The 24,799-nt window shown below is 70.8% G+C and carries 22 protein-coding genes; 8 read left to right on the forward strand and 14 right to left on the reverse strand.

Annotated elements, in window-relative coordinates; genetic code table 11:
* Positions 1–49 precede the first annotated feature (49 nt).
* Entirely contained in the window at positions 50–646 is a 597-nt protein-coding gene (locus tag V7004_RS00540; RefSeq protein WP_334141112.1) for an alpha-ketoglutarate-dependent dioxygenase AlkB, read from the reverse strand.
* Between the two features lie 76 nt (positions 647–722).
* Between V7004_RS00540 and V7004_RS00545 the strand changes: the two genes are divergently transcribed.
* Together V7004_RS00545 and V7004_RS00550 are read left to right on the forward strand one after the other, a co-directional pair.
* Entirely contained in the window at positions 723–1,841 is a 1,119-nt protein-coding gene (locus V7004_RS00545) for a phosphotransferase family protein (protein WP_334141113.1), read from the forward strand.
* A 61-nt stretch (positions 1,842–1,902) separates the two neighbouring features.
* Positions 1,903–2,499: a class I SAM-dependent methyltransferase gene (locus V7004_RS00550; RefSeq protein WP_334141115.1), complete on the forward strand. Its 597-nt coding sequence runs from the start codon at positions 1,903–1,905 to the stop codon at positions 2,497–2,499.
* A gap of 28 nt (positions 2,500–2,527) precedes the next feature.
* On the opposite strand, the gene V7004_RS00555 is transcribed toward V7004_RS00550, so the two are convergent.
* Positions 2,528–3,775 carry an MFS transporter gene (locus tag V7004_RS00555; RefSeq protein WP_334141117.1) on the reverse strand — a complete coding sequence of 416 codons (1,248 nt, stop codon included), beginning with the start codon at positions 3,773–3,775 and terminating at the stop codon, positions 2,528–2,530.
* 18 nt (positions 3,776–3,793) lie between these two features.
* Between V7004_RS00555 and V7004_RS00560 the strand changes: the two genes are divergently transcribed.
* Positions 3,794–4,666, forward strand: a complete 873-nt coding sequence (locus V7004_RS00560) for an SDR family NAD(P)-dependent oxidoreductase (RefSeq protein ID WP_334141118.1) — start codon at positions 3,794–3,796, stop codon at positions 4,664–4,666.
* Here the strand turns inward: V7004_RS00560 and V7004_RS00565 are convergent.
* From V7004_RS00565 to V7004_RS00580, 4 genes are read right to left on the reverse strand one after another with little or no spacing between them, the layout of a single operon-like run.
* Entirely contained in the window at positions 4,639–5,610 is a 972-nt protein-coding gene (locus tag V7004_RS00565; RefSeq protein WP_334141120.1) for a sulfotransferase family protein, read from the reverse strand. The two genes, V7004_RS00560 and V7004_RS00565, sit on opposite strands and share 28 nt — an antisense overlap.
* Before the next feature lie 4 nt (positions 5,611–5,614).
* Positions 5,615–6,829 (reverse strand): hypothetical protein, encoded by a 1,215-nt coding sequence (locus V7004_RS00570; RefSeq protein ID WP_334141121.1) that lies wholly within the window; start codon positions 6,827–6,829, stop codon positions 5,615–5,617.
* A 13-nt stretch (positions 6,830–6,842) separates the two neighbouring features.
* The gene (locus tag V7004_RS00575) at positions 6,843–7,601 is read right to left on the reverse strand and encodes an enoyl-CoA hydratase/isomerase family protein (RefSeq protein WP_334141122.1); all 759 of its coding nucleotides are present in this window, start codon (positions 7,599–7,601) and stop codon (positions 6,843–6,845) included.
* 29 nt (positions 7,602–7,630) lie between these two features.
* Positions 7,631–8,995, reverse strand: coding sequence for a diguanylate cyclase domain-containing protein (locus tag V7004_RS00580; RefSeq protein ID WP_334141123.1), 1,365 nt, complete (start codon positions 8,993–8,995; stop codon positions 7,631–7,633).
* 83 nt (positions 8,996–9,078) lie between these two features.
* Between V7004_RS00580 and V7004_RS00585 the strand changes: the two genes are divergently transcribed.
* Genes V7004_RS00585 through V7004_RS00595 form a run of 3 tightly spaced genes read left to right on the forward strand, consistent with a single transcriptional unit; the run spans position 9,079 to position 12,394 of the window.
* Positions 9,079–10,257 carry an amidohydrolase family protein gene (locus V7004_RS00585; protein ID WP_334141124.1) on the forward strand — a complete coding sequence of 393 codons (1,179 nt, stop codon included), beginning with the start codon at positions 9,079–9,081 and terminating at the stop codon, positions 10,255–10,257.
* Positions 10,258–10,261: 4 nt separating this feature from the next.
* The gene (gene surE / locus V7004_RS00590; protein WP_334141126.1) at positions 10,262–11,125 is read left to right on the forward strand and encodes a 5'/3'-nucleotidase SurE; all 864 of its coding nucleotides are present in this window, start codon (positions 10,262–10,264) and stop codon (positions 11,123–11,125) included.
* A gap of 15 nt (positions 11,126–11,140) precedes the next feature.
* Positions 11,141–12,394 carry a pyridoxal phosphate-dependent decarboxylase family protein gene (locus tag V7004_RS00595; protein ID WP_334141127.1) on the forward strand — a complete coding sequence of 418 codons (1,254 nt, stop codon included), beginning with the start codon at positions 11,141–11,143 and terminating at the stop codon, positions 12,392–12,394.
* A 35-nt stretch (positions 12,395–12,429) separates the two neighbouring features.
* On the opposite strand, the gene V7004_RS00600 is transcribed toward V7004_RS00595, so the two are convergent.
* Together V7004_RS00600 and V7004_RS00605 are read right to left on the reverse strand one after the other, a co-directional pair.
* On the reverse strand, positions 12,430–13,575 hold the full coding sequence (locus V7004_RS00600; protein ID WP_334141128.1) for a THUMP domain-containing class I SAM-dependent RNA methyltransferase: 1,146 nt from the start codon (positions 13,573–13,575) through the stop codon (positions 12,430–12,432).
* Between the two features lie 10 nt (positions 13,576–13,585).
* Positions 13,586–14,320: a hypothetical protein gene (locus V7004_RS00605; RefSeq protein WP_334141129.1), complete on the reverse strand. Its 735-nt coding sequence runs from the start codon at positions 14,318–14,320 to the stop codon at positions 13,586–13,588.
* 70 nt (positions 14,321–14,390) lie between these two features.
* On the opposite strand from V7004_RS00605, the gene V7004_RS00610 reads away from it, so the two are divergent.
* Both V7004_RS00610 and V7004_RS00615 read left to right on the forward strand, forming a co-directional pair.
* Complete coding sequence (locus V7004_RS00610) at positions 14,391–16,313, forward strand: acyltransferase family protein (RefSeq protein ID WP_334141130.1); 1,923 nt, start codon at positions 14,391–14,393, stop codon at positions 16,311–16,313.
* Positions 16,314–16,402: 89 nt separating this feature from the next.
* Positions 16,403–18,655 (forward strand): CocE/NonD family hydrolase, encoded by a 2,253-nt coding sequence (locus tag V7004_RS00615; RefSeq protein ID WP_334141131.1) that lies wholly within the window; start codon positions 16,403–16,405, stop codon positions 18,653–18,655.
* A 47-nt stretch (positions 18,656–18,702) separates the two neighbouring features.
* On the opposite strand, the gene V7004_RS00620 is transcribed toward V7004_RS00615, so the two are convergent.
* From V7004_RS00620 to V7004_RS00645, 6 genes are all read right to left on the reverse strand, one after another.
* Positions 18,703–19,824, reverse strand: a complete 1,122-nt coding sequence (locus tag V7004_RS00620; protein ID WP_334141132.1) for an acyl-CoA dehydrogenase family protein — start codon at positions 19,822–19,824, stop codon at positions 18,703–18,705.
* Between the two features lie 8 nt (positions 19,825–19,832).
* Entirely contained in the window at positions 19,833–20,309 is a 477-nt protein-coding gene (locus tag V7004_RS00625) for a hypothetical protein (protein ID WP_334141134.1), read from the reverse strand.
* The gene (locus V7004_RS00630; protein WP_334141135.1) at positions 20,306–20,827 is read right to left on the reverse strand and encodes an FAS1-like dehydratase domain-containing protein; all 522 of its coding nucleotides are present in this window, start codon (positions 20,825–20,827) and stop codon (positions 20,306–20,308) included. Before V7004_RS00630 ends, V7004_RS00625 begins: the two co-directional genes overlap by 4 nt.
* Positions 20,824–21,990, reverse strand: coding sequence for a CaiB/BaiF CoA transferase family protein (locus V7004_RS00635; RefSeq protein ID WP_334141137.1), 1,167 nt, complete (start codon positions 21,988–21,990; stop codon positions 20,824–20,826). The genes V7004_RS00630 and V7004_RS00635 overlap by 4 nt, the downstream gene beginning before the upstream one ends.
* A gap of 2 nt (positions 21,991–21,992) precedes the next feature.
* A complete protein-coding gene (locus V7004_RS00640; RefSeq protein WP_334141138.1) occupies positions 21,993–23,213 on the reverse strand; it encodes an acyl-CoA dehydrogenase family protein in 1,221 nt (406 codons plus the stop codon).
* A gap of 270 nt (positions 23,214–23,483) precedes the next feature.
* Complete coding sequence (locus V7004_RS00645) at positions 23,484–24,737, reverse strand: CaiB/BaiF CoA transferase family protein (RefSeq protein ID WP_334141140.1); 1,254 nt, start codon at positions 24,735–24,737, stop codon at positions 23,484–23,486.
* Positions 24,738–24,799 lie beyond the last annotated feature (62 nt).

Genomic DNA, 24,799 nt, shown 5'->3' on the forward strand with positions numbered 1-24,799 from the left:
CGGGCACGCCGGACGCGGCCCTGCCGGCACGGGCTCGGGATCGGGGCGCTCAGCGGTGCCAGCGCCAGGAGCAGGACACGCGGGGGCCGGCACGGCGGACCTTCGGCACGGCGTGCTCCCAGTCGGCCTGACAGCGGCCGCCCATGACCAGCAGGTCACCCGAACCCGGCGAGAGGTCACGGGAGCGGCCACCTTCCCGGGGCCTCACGAGGAACGGACGGCGGGCACCCAGGGTCAGGATGGCGACGAGGGTGTCGTCGAGCCGACGGAGCTCCCGGTCGGCGTGGGAGGCCACGCTGTCCCGACCGTCCCGGTAGTAGTTGAGGCCGAAGGCCCCGAAACGCACGCCGTAGCGCTCCTCCAGGAGGCGCTTCACCTCCTCGAGAGCGGGATGGGGTGCCGGCTCGCCGGCCCGGTACCAGCGGGAGAGCCGAGGGTCATCGACCACCCGGTCCCACATCCGGCGGCGTCCCTGCCGCCAATCCACGGAGTCCAGCAGCTCGTCGAGGACCTGATCGGCGCCGATCAGCAGGTGGCGGGAGAGGTCGACCCACGAGTGCTCGTCGAGCTGCACCCGCTCCACCGTCGCCTCGCGGCGGACCGAGGGCTCACCGGAGCCGAACAGGTCGCGCTGGTGGAACGCCATCTCCGACAGGATATCGAACGGGTGTTCGGCAACCGTGGTGCTTGCTCGCCCTGGCGAGGCACGCCACGATGCGGCGATGAGCGAGCAGCCGAACGAGACCCTGACCCGCTCCAGTCGCGACCCCGAGGAGCTCCGGGAGCGACTCGAGCGCTGGCTGACCGGCACCCTGGGCGACCAGGCCGCGCCATCCGTGATCGGTCTCGAGGTGCCGTCCTCGAACGGGATGTCGAGCGAGACCCTGCTGTTCGACGCGGTGTGGGCGGAGGACGGGAGGGAACGGCGCGGCTCGTTCGTGGCCCGGGTGGCGCCCGATCCCGGCGACGTCCCGGTCTTCCCCAGCTACGACCTGGAGCTGCAGTTCCGGGTGATGCAGCTGGTCGGCGAGCACAGCGACGTGCCGGTGCCGAGAGCGGTATGGCTCGAGCTGGATGATCGGGCACTCGGCGCGCCGTTCTTCGTGATGGAGCGGGTGGAGGGCCGGGTGCCGCCGGACGTCATGCCGTACAACATGGGCAGCTGGCTGCTCGAGGCGGAGCGGGCCGAGCAGCGGGCACTGCAGGACGCCAGCGTCGCGGTGCTGGCGGGGATCCACGGGATCGATCGGTCGAAGGTCGACACGGCGTTCCTCGAGTACGGCACCCCGGGTGACACGCACCTGCGCCGGCACGTCGAGCACTGGCGCCGGTACTACGACTGGGTGCGCGGCGAGGCGCGCTACCCGGTGCTGGAGGCGACGTTCGACTGGCTGGAGCGGCACTGGCCTGCCGACGAGGGCGAGACCGTGATCAGCTGGGGCGACGCCCGGATCGGCAACATGATGTTCGACGGGTTCCGGCCGGTCGCCGTGCTCGACTGGGAGATGGCGGGCCTCGGGCCCCGGGGCATCGACGTCGGGTGGATGGTGTTCCTGCACGGCTTCTTCGAGTTCGTCGCCCACCAGCTGGAGATGGAGGGGATGCCGCACTTCCTGCGCGCCGACGACGTCCGTGCCACCTACGAGGAGGTCTCGGGGAGCGAGCTGGGTGACCTGCGGTGGTACGAGGTGTACGCCGCCCTGCGCCACGGCATCGTCATGGCTCGGGTGCACGCCCGCCAGGTGCACTTCGGTGAGGCGGAACCTCCCGCGGAGCCCGACGACGCGGTGATGCACCGCCCGGTGCTGGAGCAGATGCTCGAGGGCAGCTACTGGGACTGACGGTGATCGGCTCCGCCGTGCCGGGACCCTCGCCAGCGCCCGAGCGCGTGCCTGCTCGGTGATGGCGACGCAGCGGTTCGACCGCCGGTACTTCGATCACTGGTACCGGGAGGAGGGGTTCGGGTCTCCTGCTCGCCTGGACCGCAAGGTGCGCTACGCGCTCGGTGCAGCCGAGTACCTGCTCGAGCGGCCGGTGCGCTCGGTGCTCGACGTGGGCTGCGGGGAGGGCTCGTGGTTCGGGGCGATCCGGGCGGCACGCCCGAGGGCCCGCTACGTGGGGGTCGACCCGAGTGAGTACGCGGTGAGCCGTTACGGGCGCTCGCGCCACCTGCGACTCGGCGGGCTCGCGGATCTCGACCGGCTCGGTCTGCGCGGCCCGTTCGACCTGGTGGTGTGCGTGGACGTGCTCGCCTACGCGCCCGATGCCGACGTGCGGGCCGGGCTCCGCTCGATGTCGCGCCTGCTGGGGGGCGTCGCCCTGATCGAGGTCTTCACCAGCGAGGACCACTTCGTCGGGGACACCGGGGGCTACCGGCGCCGGCGCCCGGCGACCTACCGCCGGTGGTTCGCCGAGGCCGGGCTGTGCCGCATCGGCCCCAGCCTCTTCGCCGGCGAGTCGCTGCGACCGCACCTCAGCGCGTTCGAGCGTGGGTGGTGACTGGTCGGCCGCGCTCGCGGCCCGACCCTCACACCTCGGCCGCGCTCGCGGCCTCGGGCAGCGCCGTCGGGACGGCAGGGGCCCGGGCCGCTCCGGGGTGCTGGCGGATCGCCAGGGTCATCGGTGCGGCGGACAGCGCGGCCAGGGCCCCTGGCAGGGCGTACGCCCAACCGAAGCCGGCGGCATCGGCCACGGCCCCCACCGCGTAGCCGCCCACACCCTGCCCGACGTCCATGAACGCCACCAGCGATCCCAGCGCACTGCCGCGCTGGGATTCGGGCACGATGGCCGACATCCAGGCCACGACCGCGGGGAACACCAGCGCCCAGCCGGCGCCGACGAGTGCCACCCCGGCGACGGCGGTGACCGGGCGGTCCAGGAGTGACAGGACGAACAGGCCCAGGGACAGCGAGGCGATGCCGGGGAAGATGACACGGACCGGGCCGACCGCGTCGGCGAGGCGCCCCGAGCCGAGCCGGACGGCGAGCACCGAGATGGCGAACGTGGCGTACAGGACGCCGGACGAGCCGAGCCCGATCGAGCGGGCGTACAGCGCCGAGTGGGCGGTGATCGACGTGTAGCCGACGCCGAGGGCCAGCAGCACGATTCCCGGGAGGACCGCTTCGCGGTGCAGGAGCGGCTGCCGAGCGTCGCCGGCCGTGGCGCCGGACGCCGCCGCGGGCGCAGGTGGCCGGGTCTCGGTCATGGTCGTCGCGATCGCCGCCCCCACCACCATCACCAGGGCCAGAGCGGTCCACGCCGTCGCCGATCCCCGGTCCATGAGCAGCTCGCCCAGCGCCGGGCCGCAGGCGAAGCCCACGTAGATGGCGATCGACAGGCGGGCCACGGCGGAGGCTCGCCGCGCGGGTGGCGCCAGATCGGTCGAGGCGGTCACCGCTGCCACGTAGAACGCCGAGCCCGCCGCACCTTGCACCACCCGCAGCGCCAGGACCACGGGCACCCACCGGGCACCGTGGAAGCACAGCATCACCCCGGCCATGACGAACGGCGGCCCGACGAGGAACGGGCGGCGGCCCACTCGATCGATGAGACGACCGGCGACCGGGCGGGCCAGCACCGCGGCGAGGAAGAAGATCGACACGGAGAACCCGGCGACCGCCCGGGTGCCACCCAGCTCCTCGGTGACGAAGCGCGGTGTGGCCGAGAACATCGCGCCCAGCGCGAGGTAGATGAACACCGCGCCGAGATCGAGGCGCCATTGGCGGGTCACGGGGTGACCGTAGCCGTCGCCGTGCCCGCCGCCCTCGAGCGCCACCGGCCCTACACTCCGGCCGTGACCACCCCGGACCCGAGCGCCTCGTCGACCCCACCCGTGGCGCTGGTGACCGGCGCCAGCCGGGGCATCGGGCGGGCGGTGGCCCTCGAGCTGGCCAGGCGCGGCTACGCCGTCGTCGCCACCATGCGCGACCCGTCGATGGGTGCGTCTCTCACCGACGAGCTGCCCGACGGCACCGGCGGGATCACCGTCCGGCGGCTCGACGTCACCGAGCCCGGCAGCATCGAGATCCCGCCCGTGCTCGACGTGCTCGTGAACAACGCGGCGGTCGAGCTCGGCAACCTGCCCGTGGAGCACACGCCGCTCGAGGATTGGCGCACCACCTTCGAGACGAACGTGTTCGGGGCGGTCGAGGTCATCCGGCGGTCGATCCCTGCGCTGCGCCGCAGCGGCCGGGCGGTGATCTGCAACCTCACGTCCAGCGGGGTACTGGTGCCCATGCCGTTCTTCGCCGTGTACCGGGCCAGCAAGGCCGCGCTGAGTGCGGTGGGTGAGTCGCTGCGGGCCGAGCTGGCGCCGTTCGGCGTGCGGGTGGTGGAGGTCCTGCCGGGACCGATCGACACCGACATGCTGGCGGCGTCGATGGTCCTGCCCGAGGCCGCCCGCTACGAGGACTACCGGCGGCTCGCCGAGCGGGTGGCGCACCTCCGTGCCGGCACGGTCGAAGGCTCGACTGCGGCGGAGGGCGCGGCCCGGGCGATCGTCGACGCCATCGAGGACCCGCAGTCACCGCTGCGGGTGGCCTGCGATCCGATGGGTGCTGCTCTGCTGGAGGCCTGGCGGGCGTGCAGCGACGAGGAGTCGATGGCCGGGTACCTGGCGGCCTTCGACGTGGGTGGCGCTCAGTCGGCCCGGCCGAGCAGGACCTGACCGGGCCGGCAGGCGACCAGCAGCTCGTCGCGCTCCTCCACCGGTAGCGTGCCCAGGCGTGCCGGGGGCAGCCCTCGCACCATCGCACCGGCGCGGTCGACGAACCCGTCGTCGGCGGGAAGCTCGAAGAATGACGCGATCTGCGCCAGCACGTCCTGCGGGGTGGCCACCAGGTCCTCGAAGCGCACCTGCAGGAACTGGTCGCGGTCCAGCCGAGGCAGGGCCCGGAAGCCGCGCAGCACCTGATCGGTCCAGTACCGGCCCACTGCCCAGCACGGTGGTGGCGTGCCGACCACGCGGTCGATGATCGCGGCGTCGTCCTCGCCGTCGGCGACCTCAGGGAAGAGATCGAGGAAGAACGTCACGCCGAGCCGGAAGAACGGGTGCTCGCGGATGGAGAGCGCAGCTTCGGGCCCGTCGCGATGGATGTGGACGAACCGGGCGCTCGGGTACAGGTCGATCAGCCCGTCGAGGTAGTCGAGCGACGAGCCCGATCGTTCGATCCAGACCGACCCGCCGAAGCGGGCGGTCAGCAACTCGAACAGCGAGCGGTAGTGATCGGCCAGTGGCGCGTCCGGTCTGGCCCGCGCGAACGCCAGGACCTCCTCGAAGAGTGGATCGGGATCGTCGGTGAGGCGGCTCAGCATGGTGATCAGGAGCCACGGCACGGGATCCCCCGGCCGGTAGCGCGCCTGGGGCGCGCCGAACGGGTAGCGGATCTCGTCGCTGGTGTATCCCCGGGCCAGGACGGCAGTGGTGACCGGCTGCTCCGCCCCGATGAGCTCGGCGAACTCGGCGCCACTCACCGGACCGGGCGCGAACCGGCGAGCCCGGTCGAGTCCGGTGAAGAACTCGTGGATGCTCACCACCTCTCGGTGCTCCGCCAGCATCGTCGACAGCAACGTCGATCCGCACCGCCCCGTGCCCACCACGAACCGCTCCACGGCACTACCTCCGGTACCGGCGCATCACGGCTCGCCGCCGCCGCTCGATCACCGCCCGCCGCCCGGCGGGATCGAGGCGGGGTGTGTCGGCGGGTAGCTCTCCCTCGAGGTCGTGGCGGGCCACGGTGCGGTACCGCATGGTGGGCAGGTCGCCTACCTCGGGCAGCAGGTAGCGCAGCGCCAGGGTGCCTTCCCGGTGCCCGGCGGGGTCCAGCCAGTTCGCCACCCCGGGGTCGTCATGGCTGATGACCCCGACGAAGCGACCGCCGTCCGTGAGCGCCGCCTGAGCGGAGTTGAGCGATGACTGGTGGTTGGCGAAGTCGATGCTCTGCCAGAAGCGGTCGCACAGCGACACGCCCCACATCCGACACGGTGGCGGGTCGAGCGTGAGGATCACCGCCTCGTCGGGCTCGCAGCGCCACGCGCCCATGCCGTAGGCCTGGCCCTTGAGCCCGGATGCCTCCGCCGGTGGACGGAAGGGCGTGAGATCGCCGGGCGTGCCGGCGAGGATGGCCCTGCTGATCGCCTCCCAGCAGCGTGCCCCCACCTCGAGCCACTGGCAGAGCAGCTCGACCCGGGCCCCGATCGCCCCGGTGCTCAGCGGTGCGGGCGGGTAGGGGAAGCCGACCTGCTCGATGACCAGCTCGGCCGGGCGTTCGTGCTCCCAGTCGTCGAAGTACTGGCGGACCAGCAGGAAGCTGGCTGTGTCGTCGAGGCGCATCCAGTTACCGGCGGTGTGCTCCTCCGGCGACAGGATCAGCTCGAAGTTCCCGCCGGGGTCGGTGGCCAGCTCGTCACCGGACATGGCGGACACCGCCCGCCAGCCGGCGAAGTCGCCGTCGGCCATGTGGCCGGTGTTGACCTGCAGCTCGAGGTGGCGGGCGGTGCCCCGGTTGCCGCTCACGCGGTAGGTCGTGTCGCCGCGGATCCGGGTGTAGGAGTAGTTGCAGTCGGGGTTGTCGAGACCCCAGCTCATGCGGTTCTCGATGTAGCGGCCGAGCTCCGGGGCCTCGGTGTCGTCGTACTCGACACACGCCGCGATGCCCGCGGCGACAAAGCGCAGCAGGTAGCGCAGACCCTCCGCCCGCACGACCGGGTCCGCCGGTACGTCGTCGCCCCACACCAGGGACCGGAGTCCGGCGAGCTGGTCAAGCAGGAGGTCCCACAGCTCGCCGTCGAGGACCCGGGGGTCCGGTGGTCGCTCGGTCGGGTGTTCCACGGGGCGCTCCTCGTCAGCGGTCCTGGAAGTCGGGCCGCCGGCGCTCGGCGAACGCCAGCCCGCCTTCCACCGTGTCGTGCATGGCGACCAGCGCCGCGGCCTGCCGGTGGCCGAGGGCCAGGGCATCGGCTGGGGGCATCCAGGTACCCTTGACGACCAGCTCCTTGAACGCTCGCAGCGCCGCGGGGGCGAGGGCGGCGAGCCGATCCGCCCAGCGCAACGCCTCGTCGAGCGCCTGGCCTGCGGGCACCACCCGGTTGAGCCAGCCCATCTCGTAGAGCCGGGCCGCGGGGAGGCGCTCGTCGGCGAGCAGCGCCAGTTCGAGGACGTGGGCGGGGAGGAGTTGGCGGGCCAGCGCCCCGAGCCACTGCGCCGGGAGGTTCCAGCGCGCTTCGGGGAGGCCGAACTCGGCGGTGTCGCCGGCGATGCGCAGGTCGCAGCCGGTGGCGATCATCATGCCGCCGCCCAGGCAGCGGCCTTCGATGGCGGCGATCACCGGCTTGCGGGCCAGGCCCTCCGCTACCTCCGGGTACGGCGGGTCGTCGAAACTGCCGCCCGCGGCGGCGGCCACGTCAGCGCCGGCACAGAAAGCTCGCCCACCTGCGCCGGTCAGTACCCCCACCCGGAGAGCGGGGTCGTCATCAAGCCGGCTCCACACCGCCCCCAGGGCTTTGAGGCCGGGGCCGTCGTACGCGTTGAGCTTCTCCGGGCGATCGAGGGTGACGAGCAGCACCGGTCCATGAGCTTCGGCGGTGAGGTAGTCACCTTGCACGTGGCACACGGTAGGTGCTGGCGTCGGTCTCAGCCCGGCGTGGGATCGGCAGCCAGGTGCCAGCAGCCCCTGCCTCGCCGCTTGGCCTCGTACAGGGCGCGGTCGGCGCGCTCGAGCAGCTCATCGGCATCGAGGTCCGCGGTGTCGGCGGTGGCGATGCCGATGCTCGCCCCGATCCCGAGTGTCTCGGTGTCGACCTCGAACGGTTCCCCGAGGATTCGTAGCACCCGCTCGGCCACCGCGATCGCCGCGTCGTCGCTCCCGAGCTCGTGGCACACCACCGCGAACTCGTCGCCACCGATGCGCGCCACCGCGTCGCCCGGCCGGAGGGCGGCGGCGAGCCGGCGGGCGGCTTCGGTGAGCACCTGGTCGCCGACGGTGTGCCCGAGATGGTCGTTGACCCCCTTGAAGCCGTCGAGGTCGATGTAGAGCACACCGACCTTCGTGGGGCGAGGTTCCCGGCGGAGACTCTCCAGGAGTGCCCAGAACTGGGCCCGGTTGGGGATGCCGGTGAGCGGGTCGCGCCGAGCGGCGCGGCGGAGTCCGTCCACGTGATCGCGCCAGCGCAGCACCGCCCGCAGGTTCTTGCACATCACCTCGAGCGCGTAGCCGAAGATCTCGGGGGCGGGGCCGTCCCGGCGGGCGAAGGCGACCACCGCTGCGCTGTCGTGCAGCGGGTCCTCCACCGGCATCGCCCAGGTGTGGGTGAACCCGGCGCGCCGGGCCCGGGTGGCGAAGTCGGGGTGCAGGTCCGAGACGGCGGCGAGCCGCTCCTCGCGGGTGGCGACGGCTTCCGCCCACGGGGTGGTCGGATCCTCCAGACCACCGAGCTGGATCAACGCAGCCGAGCCCGTTGCCGCCGGGCAACCGTCGTCGTCGAGGTAGAACACCGCGTAGTCGACCGCAGGTTGGCGCCAACGCCCGAACTCCGGCACCATCCCGACCAGTACGTCGGTCGGGGCGTCCTGGGTGAACAGCTCGATGAGCCGGTCCTGCAGGTCGTGGTCGCCCGAGTATCGGCCGATCACCACCAGCAGATCACCGTCGGGACCAGGGACGAGTGCGGCGTTCAGCTCGACCCGCCGCCAGTGGCCGTCACCCGCCCGCAGCCGGTAGAAGGCGGGGGTCGTCTGGAGGTCTTGGTCACCGTCCCTGATGCGCCCGATGACATCGATCGCCCGTTGCAGGTCGTCGGGATGCACGACCTCCGAGACCGGACGGCCGATCACCTCGTCGGCCTCGAGGCCTAGCAGGTCGAGCGCATACGGGTTCGCGTGGAGGATGCGCCAGTCGGCGCTGACGACCACCGCCAGGTCGGTGATGGCTTCCAGGGCGTCCACGGCCCATCGGCCGCCGACGCCGAGACGAGTGCCTTCCGGGTCCGCCACACCCACGCCACTACTGTGCCAGAGAGCCTCCGGCCCTGCTCGGCGGCCTACGATCAGGTGAGGTCGTCCGCTCACCCAGGGGGCTTCGGTTGGAAGAGCTCGGTCATCCCGTCTTCGACTGCGACAACCACTACTACGAGGCGCTCGACGCCTTCACCCGCCATCTCGACCCCTCCCTCGGACCGAGGTGCGTGCAGTGGTGCGAGATCGACGGCCGCCGCTACCACGTGGTGGGTGGCCGGGTCAGCCGGGCGGTCACCAACCCCACCTTCGATCCGGTCGCCAAGCCCGGTGCGATGCACGACTACTTCCGCGGCAACCCCGACCAGCGCAACCCCCTCGAGTTCCTGCAGGACCGCGAGCCCATCCGTGCCTCGTACCGCGATCGCGACGCCCGCCTGGCGGCGATGGACGAGCAGGGCCTGCAGGCCTGCTGGTTGTTCCCCACCCTCGGCATGCTCTACGAGGAGCTGCTCAAGGACGACCCGGAGGCGGTGTGCCTCACCTTCCGGGCGTTCAACCGCTGGGTCGAGGAGGACTGGGGCTTCGCGTACCGCGACCGCATCTTCGCCGCCCCGTACCTCACGCTGGCCGACGTGGGCTGGGCGGTCGAGGAGCTGGAGTGGGCACTCGATCGCGGGGCCCGCACGATCGTGATGCGGCCAGCCGCACCCACCACCGCCACGGGTCGGTGCAATCCGTTCGAGCCGGCGTTCGACCCGTTCTGGGCCCGGGTGAACGAGGCGGGCATCACGGTGGTGCTGCATGCGGGCGACAGTGGCGGCTCGTCGAACGGCTACGCGCCCGACGGCTTCGGAGCCACCTTCCAGGGCGGATGGAAGCCGTCGATCAAGATGTTCGCCATCGAGCGGGCCATCTTCGAGTTCCTCCTGTCGTTGATGTTCGACAACCTGTTCGTGCGCTTCCCGAACCTGCGCATCGCCTCGGTCGAGAACGGCGCCGAGTTCCTCCCCGATCTCTTCGCCAAGATGCGGTCGATGGCCCGCAAGGTGCCCGGATGGTTCCCCGAGGATCCGGTGGAGCTGTTCCGGCGCCACGTGTGGATCAACCCCTTCTGGGAGGACGACGTGAACCGGATCGTCGAGTGGATGGGCGACGACCGGGTGATCTTCGGATCCGACTGGCCACACATCGAGGGCATGCCCTCCCCGCTCGACTACGTCGTGGAGCTCAAGGAGCTGCCCGCCGAGGCCCGGCGGCGCATCCTGTTCGACAACGTGAGCGAGCTCAACGTGCTGCGCCCGTAGAGCGGTGCGCATCCTCGTCACCAACGACGACGGCATCGGCTCGGAGGGCATCCACGTCCTCGCCGGGGCGCTGCACGACGCGGGCCACGACGTGTTCGTGGTGGCGCCCGCACACGACTGCAGCGGCGCGTCGTGTGCGCTGGGGAGGATGCACCCCGACGAGCACGTGGAGGTCACCCGCGTCGAGCTGCCCACTGCGCCGGAGGTCGAGGCGTGGTCGCTCGCGGGTCCCCCGGGCCTCGCGGTGCTGGCCACCGTGCTGGGCGGGTTCGGCGATCGCCGCCCTGACCTGGTGGTGTCGGGGGTCAACGCGGGGCTGAACACCGGACGGGCCATCCTGCACTCGGGCACGGTCGGCGCGGTGCTCACCGCCCAGAACTTCGGTCTGTCGGGGCTCGCGGTCAGCGTGCAGTCGAGCGAGCAGTGGTACTGGGAGACCGCGGCCGCACTGGCCGTCGAGGCCCTCCCGCTGGTCGCGGATGCACCGGCCCGGACCGCGCTGAACCTCAACGTGCCGGCCCTTCCGCGCCAGCAGGTCCGCGGGCTGCGATGGGCTCGCCTGGCGCCGTTCGGTGAGGTCCGCGCCGGCGTCGAGGGTCCGGCCCACGACCGGTTGCAGTTCGTCCTCCGGAGGGTCGAGATGGACCACGACGAGGACACCGACCAGGGGCTGGTGCAGGCCGGTTACGCATCGCTCACCACGCTCGTGGGGGTGGTCGAGGCCTGGCCCGACGAGAGCGGCCTCGAGGCCGGGCCGACCGAGCTGGCCGAGCGGCTGGTGCCGGGTGCGCCCGTGCATCCCGTGCACCGGGTGCCGGACCCGTCCAACGGCGGCGTGCTGCGGAGGCCTCGCCTCGGCGAGGGTTGACTACGCTGCTCGCCCATGCCGTTGCCGGCGCAGGGACGATCCAAGGACGACATCCTCGACGAGCTTCGGGCCAAGCAGGCTGGCGACGTGCGCTGGCAGGACGGCAAGACCTTCGGGATGGTCTACGACGGCGGCCCGTCGCTGCATGAGGTGCAGGAGGCGGTGGCGGTCGAGTTCCTGCACGAGAACGCGCTGAACATCCTCGCCTTCCCCAGCCTCGGGGCTATGCAGTCGGAGGTGGTGCGCATCACCGCCGACCTGTTGCACGGTGGGCCCGATGCCGCCGGTTTCATGACCTCGGGTGGGACCGAGAGCATCCTGATGGCGGTCAAGTCGGCGCGCGAGCGGGGCCGGGCCGAGCGGGGGATCGAGCAGGCGAACCTGGTGGTGGCGGAGTCGGCGCACGCCGCGTTCCACAAGGGTGCCCACTACTTCGGCCTGGAGATGCGGAAGGTCCCCGTGCGGCCGGACTGGCGGGCCGACGTCGATGCCATGGCGGCCGCCATCGACGACAACACCGTGCTGGTCGTGGGCTCGGCGCCCCAGTACCCCCAAGGGGTCATCGACCCCATCGCCGAGCTGGCGGCCGTCGCCGCCGAGGCGGGCGCGAACTTCCACGTCGATGCCTGCATGGGGGGCTTCGTGCTGCCCTTCATGGAGGAGCTGGGCTACGAGCTGCCGCCGTGGGACTTCCGGGTCGAGGGCGTCACCAGCATCTCGGCCGACCTCCACAAGCTGGGCTACGCGCCGAAGGGCGCGTCGGTGATCGTGCACCGCGACAAGGAGCTGCGCCGCTACCAGACGTTCGTGTTCGACGGCTGGCTCGGTGGCTTCTACGCCTCACCCGGCATGCAGGGCACCCGGCCGGGGCTGCCGATCGCCCTGGCGTGGGCCACGTTGCAGCACCTGGGGATGGAGGGCTACCTGCGGCTCACGAAGATCGCCATCGACGCCGCCCGACGGATGGTCGAAGGCATCCGGGCGATCGAGGGCCTCACGGTGCTCGGCGAGCCCGAGGCGCACCTGGTGGCCATCGCCGCCGAACCGGCACGGCCGGAGCCGCTGGACGTGTTCGCGGTCGGCGACGCCCTCCTGGCCCGGGGCTGGTTCCACGATCGGCAGACCCCACCGGACTCGCTGCACGCCACCGTCAGCGCGGGGAACGCGCCCGTGATCGACGACTACCTGCGCGACCTGGCGGCATGCGTGGCCGAGGTCGCCGGCACCCGGAGCGACGACCGCGCCACCACCTACGCCACCCTGGAATGACCTGAGGCGATCAGGGGCTCCGACAGACACCCCGTTCAACCTGGTGTCCGCAGCTCGCCCGTGAGCAGGCTGACCGCCAGCGCGCCGTTCGAGGAGCGGATTCGTTCCTCGAACGGCACGGCCGCCTGTGCAGCCAGGCGCCGGTCCGTAACCAGCAAGCCGATCGACCATCCCGCGAACAGGGTGCGAGCGACCTGGCCGAGGCGGGCGTAGAGGTCACGTAGGTCACCACCGGAGGCGATCCGCTTACCGTAGGGCGGGTTGGTGAGAATCCAGCCGGGCGTGCTGGCGGGCGGCTGGAGCTCGGAGATGCTGGCTCGCTGCAGGTCGAGGTGGTGCGCGACCCCGGCGCGCTCGGCGTTCGCCGTCGCCGCCTCGATGGCCCCGGCGTCTCGGTCGCGTCCGACGATCACCAGCGTTCCGCACCGCTTGGCGGCCTCGCGCTCGGCCCGGCTGGCAGATGCGAGCACGCTGGCCCAGGTGCCCGGAGCGAAGCTCGGCCACCGCTGGAACGCGAACGCCCGGTCCGCTCCCGGTGGCCGACCAGTGCCGAGCAGTGCCGCTTCGATGGGGATGGTGCCGGACCCGCAGAACGGGTCGACGAGTGGTCGATCGGGCTGCCATCCCGTGGCGAGCAGCATCGCCGCAGCGAGGGTCTCCCGCAGCGGCGCCTTCGCGGTCGCCAGCCGCCAGCCGCGCCGGTGCAGGGCCTCGCCGGAGCTGTCGACGCTGATCGTGAACGCGTCTCGCCGCACTCGGACCACAAAAAGCTGCTCGCTCGTCGCGTCGCCGGACGGCGCATGACCAGTGACGTGCTCCGCCACGGCCCCCAGGCGTTGCCCGATTGCGCCGGTGTGGTAGAGGCGCGACGAGCGCGAGCTCACTCGGAACACCGGCCGGGTACCTGGTCCGAGCCAGCTCGCCCAGTCCACCCGCCGCGCTGCTCGCTCCAGCTCGGCGAACGACCGGGCTTCGAACCGGGCAGCCCGCACCACGACCCGAGTGGCGACCCGCGACCAGAGGTTCGCGGCGTACAGCTCGCGGGTGGTGGCTCGGAACGCCACACCGCCGGTGCCGACCCGTCCCCGGATGCCGAGCCGTCTGAGCTCTCCCTCGAGCAACTGCTCGAGCCCGGGGGTGCACACCGCGAACGCGTCGTGGCGGGACGAAGGCGAGGGCACGATGGGTACGTCAGCCCCGCACCAGGTACTCGCTCATGGTGTAGGTCCGCAGGGTGGTCGAATCGCAGAAGACCTTCATGCTGTCGAGCATGACCCGGATGTTCTCCGCCAACTCGTCACCGTTGGCGGTACCGAAGAACCGGAACGGATCGGTCAGGTGCTCGACGGTCGGCCAATCCTCCTCCACGATGGCTCGCAGTGGGGGAGCGCCCGGGGTCAGCCGGCGAGCCACCGCGTTGCGCACGTAACGGACGCGGGGCTGCATCGCTGCCGACATGGTCGACTGGTGCTCGTACCAGTGAGCGTAGAACGTCTCGTCGTCGAGCCCGGGCTTCTTGTCGAACACCGTGAGCACGCACACGCCGGGGGAGCGATCGCCGTCCGGCCAGTCTCGGGCGCTGGGCCAGTGCGGGGTGGAGCCGTAGTCCTCGAGTAGCGACTCGGTGACGAGGTAGCCGGCACGGCGGACGCCCAGACCGCCCAGCACGGACTCGAACGGCCCGCGCCGATCATGGGCGTCGAGCCAGATGGAGAATGCGGCCCGGATCGGCAGCTCGTCGTCGGGCACCGGCACGGGCGGCGGGATCTGGGCACCGGCATCATCGACGGCGACCCAGAGTGCCGATGGTTCGAGATGGAGCAGCTCGCCGGTAATCTGTTGCACCTGTTCGCCGTACTCGGCGGGGTCGATGCTCGGTCGATCCCACACCAGGTAGACGAGCTTCTCCACGACGGACCTCCCCATTCAGGTGACGAGCGTGCGCTCGGCACGGTACTGGAATGCGAGAGAATGCAGCGATGATCGCTGGGGCCAGATGACCGCGCCGACCACCGCCTCGCTGACCACCGCCTCGCGCACTGCGGTCCCGCCGCTCTCGACCCGGCTGCCCTACATGCCGGGTCTCGACGGGCTACGGGCGCTCGCGGTCATCTCGGTACTCGTCTATCACGCCGGCTACGGGTGGGCTTCCGGCGGGTTCCTCGGGGTCGAGGTGTTCTTCGTCATCAGCGGCTACCTCATCACCGCGCTGCTGCTGGCCGAATGGCGCGACTCGGGATCGATCGCCCTTCGAGAGTTCTGGTTGCGCCGGGCTCGGCGCCTGCTCCCGGCGTTGTTCCTGCTGCTGGTCCTGGTCAGCGCGGTCGCGGTGATCTTCCTTCCCGACGAAGTGGCCAGCCTGCGCGGTGATGTCCTGTCCGCGATCGCCTACGTGACCAACTGGAACTTCATCATCGGCCAGAAGTCCTACTTCGAGTTCGTCGGCCGGCCCTCGCTCGTCACCCACCTGTGGTCGCTCGCGGTTGAGGAGCAGTTCTACCTGGTGTGGCCGCTGGTGTTCATCGGCGGCATGAAGCTGCTCGGCCGGCGCCTGTTCCCGGTGGCGGTCCTCGCCGCCGCGCTCGGCTCGGTGGCGCTGATGTGGGTGCTGTTCGACCCGAACGCCGGCGACCCGTCCCGCGTCTACTACGGCACCGACACCCGCGCTGCCGGGCTGCTCCTCGGATGTGTCCTGGCCTTCGTGTGGTCCCCCTGGCGGCTCCGGCGAGATGTCGGTCGCGGCGCGGCGGTTGTGCTCGACACGGTGGGAGCGACCGCCCTGCTGGTGCTCGGGTACCAGCTGATGTCGACCGGCGAGTTCGACCCGGCGCTCTACCAGGGGGGCTTCCTGCGGCTCGACCTCGTCACCCTGGTGGTGATCGCCGTGGCGGTCCACCCGGCGGCGCACCTCGGCCGGGTGCTCGGGATCGCGCCGATGCGATGGATCGGGGTGCGCTCGTACGGCATCTACCTGTTCCACTGGCCCGTGTACCAGCTCACCCGCCCGGGCATCGACGTCTCCTTCGACGGGGTGCCGCTGTTTGCGCTGCGGCTGGCGATCACCCTGGCGTTGGCCGAGCTGTCGTACCGGTTCGTGGAGCTGCCGATCCGGCGCGGGGCGCTGGGCCGGCGCTGGCGGGAGCTCCGCTCGGCGGTCGGCGAGCGGCAGCAGCAGCTCAGGTTGCGGTGGGTCACAGCTGGCACTGCCGGATTCGCCCTGCTCGGACTGCTGGCCGCGTCCGTTGCGCTGGCCAAGCCTCCCCCGCCACCTGACTACCTGGCAGTCGGCTCCACCGGGCCCATCATCGAGCTCCCGCAGCTCACCACCACCACCGACCCGGCGACCACGACCACCACCACCCCGACCACCACGGCGGTCGACCCCGCTTCGGTTCCGGTGGTCACCGAGCCTCCCACCACCGTCGCGTCCTCGCCGCCGCCGGTGACCATCGCGCCCACCGCGACGGTCACCGCCGTGGGGGATTCGGTGATGCTCGGTGCGGCATCGACTCTGCAGGCGCTCGGGCCCGGTGTGCAGGTCGACGCGGCCGTCGGACGGCAGGTGCAGGTGGGGTTGGAGATGCTCACCTGGTATCGCGACGCCGGGCTGCTGGGCCAGACCGTGGTGGTGCACCTGGGGAACAACGGTACGTTCACCGCTGCCCAGTTCGACCGCCTGGTGGAGCTGCTCGCCGGGCATCGGGTCATCGTGCTCACCGTGAAGGTGCCGCGCGGCTGGGAGGCGCCGAACAACCAGGTCATCTTCGAGGGGGTGCAGCGCCACCCCTCGGTGGAGCTGATCGACTGGAAGTCCATCGGGGAGGCGCACCCCGAGTTCTTCTACGACGACGGCATGCACTTACGCCCCGAGGGGGCCCGCTTCTATGCGGACACCATCGGGTACGTGCTCAACGGTTGACCCCGCTCGACCGGTGGTCGCCGGCGCGGGATCGTTCGCCGCATCGAGCTAAGGTGAGCGGCGTTCGTTTTTGTTGAGGGGAGACGGGGATGAAGCGGCTGTCGGGGGTCGTCGTGGCGCTGGCGCTGGTGGCGGCGGCGTGCACCTCGGGAGGCGGAGGAGAGAAGACGGTCGCTGCCGCCTTCTCCGTCACGCCGGGGGTCAACCAGGTGACCGTCACCGGGGCGCAGCCCGGCGAGCAGCTCACCCTCGTCTCACCCGCGGGGGAGGAGCTGGCCACGCTCACCGCGGATGCCCACGGCCAAGCGGTGTTCCTCTACCTGGAGGAGCAGGCGAGCGGCGTGGAGCCCGGCGACGGGTACACGGTGCGGGACGAGACCGCCTCACCGGTCGAGCAGGCAGGTCCCTTCCGAGTGCTCGGGGTCGGCGACACCCCGCCGGTCGAGCACTACGAGCGCCAGCGCATCGGTGAAGGATTCGGCTACGTGGAGATGCGCGACGGTGTCCAGCTGTCGGTGATGGTGCGCTTCCCCAACAAGGACCTCTACGGGGAAGGCCCCTACCCGACGGTGATCGAGTACTCCGGCTACTCGCCGTCGAACCCGTCGAGCCCCGAACCGGGCACCAGCATCGCCAACCTCCTGGGCTTCGCCACGGTCGGGGTCAACATGCGCGGCACCGGTTGCTCCGGTGGAGTGTTCGACATCTTCAGCCCCGCTCAGCAGGCTGACGGCTACGACGTGGTGGAGGCCATCGCTCGCCAGCCGTGGGTGCTGCACAACAAGGTGGGCATGGTCGGCCTGTCGTACTCGGGAATCTCGCAGCTCTACGTGGCGTCCACCCGCCCGCCGAGCCTGGCGGCCATCACCCCGCTGTCGGTGATCGAGGACCCGTGGCGTCAACTGTGGCCGGGTGGCATCTACAACAGTGGTTTCACTCGCCAGTGGTTGGCCGAGCGGGATCGCCAGGCCTCCCCGGGGGGCCAGTCGTGGGTCAGCGACCGGGTCGCGGAAGGCGATCAGACCTGCGCCGGCAACCTGGTGCTGCGGGAGCAGAACCTCGACTTCGAGGCATTCTCACGGCGGCTGGTCGACCGGCCCGACGCCATCGACGACCGCCGGCTGGCGCTGCTGGTGCCCAATATCGAGGTCCCCGTGTACCTCACGGGTGCATGGCAGGACGAGCAGACCGGTCCCGCGTTCGCCACCATGCTCGACCGCTTCACCGGTACCGACCAGAAGCGGTTCACCCTCTTCAACGGGCGTCATCCCGACGGCTACAGCCCGATGGTGCTCACCCGCTGGTACGAGTTCCTGCAGTTCTACGTGGCCCAGCGGGTACCGAGACTCTCGCCGCTGGTGCGGGCCGCGGCGCCGGCGGCGTTCAAGGACGCGTTCGGGGTCGACGGCTTGGGTTTCGAGCCCGACCGGTTCGCCCAGTACGGCGACGACCAGTACGACGAGGCGCTCGCCGCCTACCAGGCCGAGCCACAGGTTCGCATCCTGTTCGAATCCGGGGCGGCCGGCCCGGTACCGGGTGCGCCGGCCTACCGCTTCGAGGCCACCTTCGACACCTTCCCGCCATCGTCGGTCGAGGCACGCCGCTGGTACTTCGGGCCCGACGAGTCCCTCACCGACGCCCCGCCCGCAAGCGGAGGCAGTGACGGGTTCGTCTTCGACCCCGAGGCGGGCTCCACCCCCTACACCACGGCAGCGGCGCACGACTTCATCAAGCCCTTGGTGCCCGCTGACTGGACCCAGGCACCCGACGGCGCCTCGCTGTCATACCTGACTGCTCCGTTCGCCGACGATGTGGTCATGGCCGGTCCCGGCTACGCGGATCTGTGGTTGCGCACCAGCGAGTCCGACGTCGACCTGGAGGTGGTGGTCAGCATCGTGCAACCCGATGGCAGCGAGTACTACGTGCAGAACGGCCTGCTGCGGGCCAGCGGGCGAAAGATCGACGAGAGCCGCTCGCACGGGCTGTACATCGAGCAGAGCTTCCGGGCCGCCGACCGCGAGCCGTTGCCGGCGAACGAGTGGGTGGAGGTCAAGGTGCCGATCTACCCGTTCGCGCAGGTGTTCCGGGCGGGCAGCCGGCTGCGGATCCAGGTCAACACCCCTGGGCGCGACACCCCGCTGTGGCAGTTCGAGAACCCGGCGCCCAGCCGAGCGGATGCGGTCTACGAGATCGGCCGCTCCCCCGAGCATCCCTCGGGGGTCGTGCTGCCGGCGGTGAAGGCGTTCCCGGTGGCCATCCCCGCCGGCTTCCCGCCGTGCCCGTCGCTGCGGGGGCAGGTCTGCCGGCCGTTCGTGCCCACGAAGAACCGGGTCGTCAGCTGAGTCGGGTCGTCGGCTGAACCCGGCGAGCGCCCGGGTGCCGGCCGGACTCAGCCGTCGAGCACCGCGGAGGCGACCAGCTCCTCGAGGCGACGGTCGTCGTACCAGCTGAGCTGGAGTTGCTTGGCTCGCCGGAAGTAGAGCTGAATGTCGTATTCCAGGGTGAAGCCCACCCCGCCGAAGATCTGCTGGGCCACGGCGGTGACATCGCGGAACGTCTGGCAGGCGAACAGCTTGGCCATCGGTGCCAGCCGGTCGATCGGCCGGCCGGTTGACCGGGCCCACGCCGCCTCGTACACCAGTAGCGTGCCGCCGTCGACGGTGGTCTTGGCGTCGGCCAGGTAGTGGGCGAGGGCCTGGAACGCACCGAGCGGCTTGCCGAACTGCTCCCGGTCCTTGGCGTACTGGACGGTGATCTCCAGCGCGTACTGCGCGCCACCCATGGCCTGGGCCGCCAGGGGGATCAGCCCGTCGAGCATGGTGTCGGACCAGGTCTGCCAGCCGGAGCCCGCGGCGCCGATGCGGTCGTCCGTGTCGACCCGCACGCCGGAGAAGCTCACCGCGTACTGGGTGTCGGAGGCGATGGTGAACTGCTGCTCGAGACTCACGCCGTCCGTGTTCGGGTCGACCAGGAACAGGTCAACCTCGCCTCCGCCGGTGCGAGCCAGCACCACCAGGCGGTCGGCGGAGGACGCGAAGGGGACGTGCCACTTCGTGCCGTCGAGCACGAAGCCGTCACCATCGGGGCGGGCCCGGAGCTGCACACCCTCGGGACCGAAGCCACCGCGGGGCTCCAGCCACGCCGTGCTGAGGATGGCCTCACCCCGGGCGATCCTCGGGAGCCAGGTGCGCTTCTGGTCCTCGGAGCCTGATCGCTCCAGCACGCCGGCGCTCATCACCGCGCTCACGAAGTGCGGTGAAGGAGCGAGCGCCCGGCCGAGCTCCTCGTAGACGATCGCCGCCTCCAGCATGGTCATGCCGGAACCGCCGTACTCCGCCGGCAGGGCGAGACCGATCAGATCCAGCTCCGCGAGCTGCTTCCAGAACGGCGCCGGGTAGCCGACCGGGTCGTCCTCGAGCTGGCGGACGACCTCGAGCGAGGCGAGGTCACTGCACACGCCTCGGACCATCTCCCGGAGCATCTGCTGCTCGTCGCTGAAGTCCAGATCCATGCGGTCTCCTAGGGCTTCCACTGGTCGCCGCGTCGGCGCCAGGGGTTGTCGTCGGGGGAGGTGGGCACCGCCACTCGGGCGGTGCACTCGGTCTTGAGCTCGCCGTCGACGGTGAGCGTGATGCGCAGCTCGACCCAACCGCAGCCGGTGTCGTCGACGGTGGTGGCGTCGACCACGCCGGCGAGGGTCATGGTGTCGCCGGGGAACACCGAGCCCTTCATGCGGAACGTCATCCGGCCCAGCCGGCCGGTGGGACCGGTCCAGTCGGTGACGTAGCGCTCGAACCACGCGGCCTGGTTCGGGGTGTTCATGAAGATGTCCCGGGTGCCGTTGCGGTTGACGGCGAAGTCGTGGTCGTGGTGCATCGGGCGCCAGTCCCGGGCCGCGAGGGCGCCCAGCACGATCGTGGTGGCGGTCACGTCGTAGCGCAGCGGTGGAAGGGCGTCGCCCTCGCTGACGTCGCCGAGGGTCAGCCGCGCCGTCACGGTTCCCTCCGGTAGCCGAATCCGGTGTAGCTCTCGACCCCCACCAGCTCGTCGCGCTGGTTGACGTACTCGACGTCGATCACCCAGAAGCGACCCGTGCCCAGCTTGGTGGTCTTCGGGGCGCTGACCGAGCGCAGGATCTGACGGGTCCGCAGGCGGTCGCCGGGTCGCACGGGCTCGTGGAACACGATGGTGTTGTCGGTCATGACCGCCTCGGGCAGGCCGAAGCGCTCCTTCAGGTCGAAGTGCACCTGGAGCGGCAGCGCCTGCTCCGTGCGTCCCGGGGCCCAATGGTGGGGACGGAACCACACCGAAAGCATGGTGGGCGGCGCGATCGGCCCGCCGGTGATCTCCTCGGCCACCTCGTCGTCCCAGAACAGCGGGTTGCCGTTCTCCACCGATGCGCAGCTGGTCCAGATGTAGCCCCGCTCGACCGGGAACTCACCGGCTACCTCGTACTGGACTTGGCCGATGAGTGCCGCGACGTCCTCGGGCAGGTCGGTCTCGGTGGTCGTCACGCGATCACCCCTCTTTCGCGCAGGGCGCGGATCCGCTCGACGCTCACGCCGGCGGCGGCGAGCAGCTCGTCGGTGTCGGTCTCGCCGGCGTCGCGCACCTTGACGTGATGCCGGCTGGTGTCGGTGCCCGCCAGCAGTGTGCCGAGCTGGCGGAAGGTGCCCTCACGCTCGTGGTGCGCGTCGACGATGACCCCTCGAGCGGCGAGGTGGGCGTCCTCGACCAGCTCGGGCACCGAGTACACCGGTGAGACACAGGTGTCGTTCGGTGCCAGATCCGCGACCCACTCGTCCCGCGGCCGGCTGGCGAACGCGGCTCGGAAGTCGGCGCGGATCTCGTCCTGCACCTCGTCATCGAGTTGGTGGCCGACCCACCGCTCGCAACCCAGGCGCCGGCAGAGGTTCTGGTAGAAGTGCGGCTCGATCGCCCCCACCGCCAGCCACTTGCCGTCCGCGCACTGGTACGTGTCGTAGCAGGCGTAGCGGCCGGTGAGGATGTAGTGACCGGGGCCGGGCACGGTACCCGTGGCCAGGTACTCGTCGATGTACAGCGACATCAGCGACAGCACACCCTCGGTGATCGACACGTCGAGCCGGGCGCCCTCGCCGGTGCGGGCGCGACGCACGAGCGCGGCCATCACCGCCATCGCCGCCTGCATGCCGCCACCAGCGGCGTCGGCGACGGTGGCCCCCGGCAGTGGAGGCTTGCCAGCTGGTGCCCGCTCGCTGCAGTCGAGGTAGCCGCCGAGCGCCAGGTAGTTGATGTCGTGGCCGGCCCACTGGGCGTAGGGGCCGTCCTGCCCGTATCCGCTGGTCGAGCAGTACACGACGTCGGGTCTCACCGCGCTCACGTGCTCGTAGCCCACCCCGAGCCGGGCGGCGACGCCGGGGCGGAAGCTCTCGATCACCACGTCGGCCCCGGCGGCGAGCGAGAGGAACGCTTCGCGACCCTCGGGGGCCTTCAGGTCGAGCTGGACCCGCTTCATGTCCCGGTGGCCCGAGTACGCGTAGTACGGGGGGATGATCTGGACACCACCGGCGCGGGGCACCGCGCCGATCTTCACCACGGTCGCGCCATAGTCGGCCAGGATGCGCGAGGCGCGCGCCGCTGGTCCGACCGTCGAGAAGTCGAGGACCGTGGTGCCGGCCAGGGCGGGGGTGGGCATCCCTAGAAGTTCTTGGGGAGGCCGAGCCCGCGGCGGGCGATGATGTTCTTCTGGATCTCCGAGGCGCCGCCGCCGATGGTGTCGATCACCGTGTAGCGATAGGTCGACTCCGCCCGGCCCTTCATCGGCGCCTCCTCGGTGTGGACCCGCAGTTGGCTACCCGGCCCGGCGATGTCCATCGACGCGTTCGCCAGCCGCTTCGAGAACTCCGTGGCGAACAGCTTGTACTCGGAGGACTCCACCGTGGGCGGGGGAGCGGGCTTGCCGGTGGCCTTGGTCTGCTGTTCACCCTTGACCGACTCCGCCACCACCTTGAGCCCCATCACCCGCGCCACTTCGGCGTCGGTGTGCAGGCGGGCGATGCGGGCGCGGATCACCGGGTCATCCTTGAGCGGCTTGCCGTCGCGGGTCTCGGTGCGCACGTAGTCGGTGAGCAGGTCGAGACGTTGCTTGATCGGGGAGAAGGTGAACATGGTGAAGCGCTCGAGGTCGAGCGCCTGGCTGATGTACTGGAAGCCCTTGTTCACCTCACCGACGACGTATTCATCTGGCACGAAGACGTCGTTGATGAACACCTCGTTGGTGCGCTCGTCGCCCATCGTCCAGATCGGGCGGATCTCGATGTTGGGATGGTCGAGCGGGACCAGCATCAAGGTGATGCCGTGGTGCTTGTTGTCCGGGTCGGTCCGGGTGCCGAGCCAGTACCACTCGGCGAAGTGGGCGGACGTCGTCCAGGTCTTCTGACCGTTGAGCAGCCAGCCGGTCTTGCCGTCCTGCTCGTGGCGGACCGCCTTGAGCTTCATGGACGCCGCGTCGGAGCCGGCGTTCGGTTCGCTGTAGCCCACCGCGAACTCGACGTCGTTCTCGAGGATCATCGGCAGGAACTTCTGCTTGAGGAAATCGCTGCCGTGGGCGATCAGCGTCTTGCCGATGATGCCCACGCCCTTGCCGATCTGGGGGCCGCCTCGCGCCGCGAGCGCCTCGTTCAGCAGGTACTCGTAGACGCCCTCGCCCTCACTGCCCCCGTACTCCCTGGGCCAGGTCATGCCGAGCCAGCCCTTCTGGCCCAGCTTCTTCATGAACGCCCGCCGCTTGGGGGTGTCGACGATCTGGGCCATGTTCTCCCGGGTGACGTCGAAGACCTCCGGATCGTCGTTCTCGTCGAGGAACCGTTCCACCTCGGCGAGGAAGTCCAGTTGTTCCTGGGAGAACTCGAAGTCCATCAGCTGCTCCTGCGATCGGGCCGACGGATCTGATGATCCGTCAGAAAACGCTACCCCTCCCTGAACTGTTCAGCGAAACGCGGCCTGGGGCCGCGCTGGGCTGAACAGTTCGGGAGGCCTCGGTGGTGCTCTCGGAACTGTTCATGGGAACGCGGTCGGGGGCCGCGCTGGGCTGAACAGTTCGGGAGGCCTCGGTGGTGCTCTCGGAACTGTTCATGGGAACGCGGTCGGGGGCCGCGCTGGGCTGAACGGTTCGGGGAGGGGGTGGCCTCAGGAGGAGATGACCCCGTCGGCGGCGAGCTGATCGAGGCGGGTGTCGTCGAGGCCCAGCTCGGCTGCCAGCACTTCCCGGGTGTGCTCGCCCACCCACGGCACCCGCTGCTCGGGTCCCTCCGCCATCTTCGACAGCTTCACCGGGTTGCCCGGCACCAGGATCGGCTCCGCCACCCCGTCGGTGCGGGGGAGCTCCACCAGCATGTGGCGGGCGGCCACGTGCGGATCCGCGATCACGTCCGGCGCGCTGTTGCTGGGGCCGGCCACGATGCCGGCTGCGGTCAGCTCTCGGGCGGCCTCGAGCTTGGTGCGGTCCGCCAACCACGCTTCGACCGCCGGTCGGATCACGGTGTCGAGATGGGGCATCCACCCGGATCGGTCGGCGAAGCGCGGGTCGTGCTTCCACTCGGGCCGGCCGATCAGCTCGGCCAGCCGCTCGAACTGGAACTCGCGTACGATCTGCACCACCACGTAGCCGTCGCGGGCCTTGAAGCCCTCGCAGATGACCGGTACCTGGTCCTCGGGGGTGGGCCGCACGCCCATCGACCAGAAGTTCGTCACGATGTCGGTCATCGAGATCATGGCGTCGAACATGGCGATGTCGACGTACTGGCCCTCGCCGGTCCGCTCCCGGTGACGGAGGGCGGCGAGCACGCCGATCACCGCGAACAGCCCGGAGCTGATGTCGCCCAGCGCGCCGACCGGGATGGTGACCGGCGGGTGGTCGGGGCCGCTGCGGTACTCGTAGATCCCCGACATGGCCTCGACCACCGAGGCGTACGCGGGCCACGACCGGTAGGGGGTGTCGACGGTGTTGCCGAACCCGGAGATCGACAGGTAGATCGCGCCCGGGTGCACGGCCGCGACGTCCGCGTAGCCGAGGCCCATGCGGTCCATGGTGCCGGGCTTGAAGTTCTCGCAGATCACGTCGAAGCGGGGCACCAGATCGAGGAAGAGCTTGCGCCCCTCGTCGCGCTTGAGGTCGATGCCCACGCTGCGCTTGTTGAGGTTGTTGCGCAGGAACGTCGCCCCGACCGGCCGACCGTCGGGGTCGAGCATCGCCGGTGACGCGCCCCGCCCGGATTCGCCGTCGCGGGGGTGCTCGACCTTCACCACGTCGGCCCCGAGTCGGGCCAGCAACTGGGTGGCGTACGGGAGGGCCTGCATCTGCTCGGCGGCCAGCACCCGTATCCCATCCAGGGGCCGCCCGTACGCCATCGCCTGCGCGTTCGCCACGTCACCCAGCTTCATGGGCGCATCGTACCGGTGCCGTCCGCGCATCTGATGAGGCGTCAGATCCGTCCTAGACTGCC

Source organism: Rhabdothermincola sp. (genome assembly GCF_036846205.1).
Lineage (GTDB): Bacteria > Actinomycetota > Acidimicrobiia > Acidimicrobiales > Acidimicrobilacustridaceae > Rhabdothermincola.

Bases quoted from the DNA above. Each gene is read 5' to 3' on its own strand.
- V7004_RS00610 (WP_334141130.1), top strand. From the start codon at position 14,391: ATGACCGCGCCGACCACCGCCTCGCTGACCACCGCCTCGCGCACTGCG.
- V7004_RS00550 (WP_334141115.1), top strand. From the start codon at position 1,903: ATGGCGACGCAGCGGTTCGACCGCCGGTACTTCGATCACTGGTACCGG.
- V7004_RS00605 (WP_334141129.1), bottom strand. From the start codon at position 14,320: ATGGGGAGGTCCGTCGTGGAGAAGCTCGTCTACCTGGTGTGGGATCGA.
- V7004_RS00545 (WP_334141113.1), top strand. From the start codon at position 723: ATGAGCGAGCAGCCGAACGAGACCCTGACCCGCTCCAGTCGCGACCCC.
- V7004_RS00615 (WP_334141131.1), top strand. From the start codon at position 16,403: ATGAAGCGGCTGTCGGGGGTCGTCGTGGCGCTGGCGCTGGTGGCGGCG.
- V7004_RS00595 (WP_334141127.1), top strand. From the start codon at position 11,141: ATGCCGTTGCCGGCGCAGGGACGATCCAAGGACGACATCCTCGACGAG.
- V7004_RS00635 (WP_334141137.1), bottom strand. From the start codon at position 21,990: ATGCCCACCCCCGCCCTGGCCGGCACCACGGTCCTCGACTTCTCGACG.
- V7004_RS00645 (WP_334141140.1), bottom strand. From the start codon at position 24,737: ATGAAGCTGGGTGACGTGGCGAACGCGCAGGCGATGGCGTACGGGCGG.
- V7004_RS00620 (WP_334141132.1), bottom strand. From the start codon at position 19,824: ATGGATCTGGACTTCAGCGACGAGCAGCAGATGCTCCGGGAGATGGTC.
- V7004_RS00640 (WP_334141138.1), bottom strand. From the start codon at position 23,213: ATGGACTTCGAGTTCTCCCAGGAACAACTGGACTTCCTCGCCGAGGTG.
- V7004_RS00540 (WP_334141112.1), bottom strand. From the start codon at position 646: ATGGCGTTCCACCAGCGCGACCTGTTCGGCTCCGGTGAGCCCTCGGTC.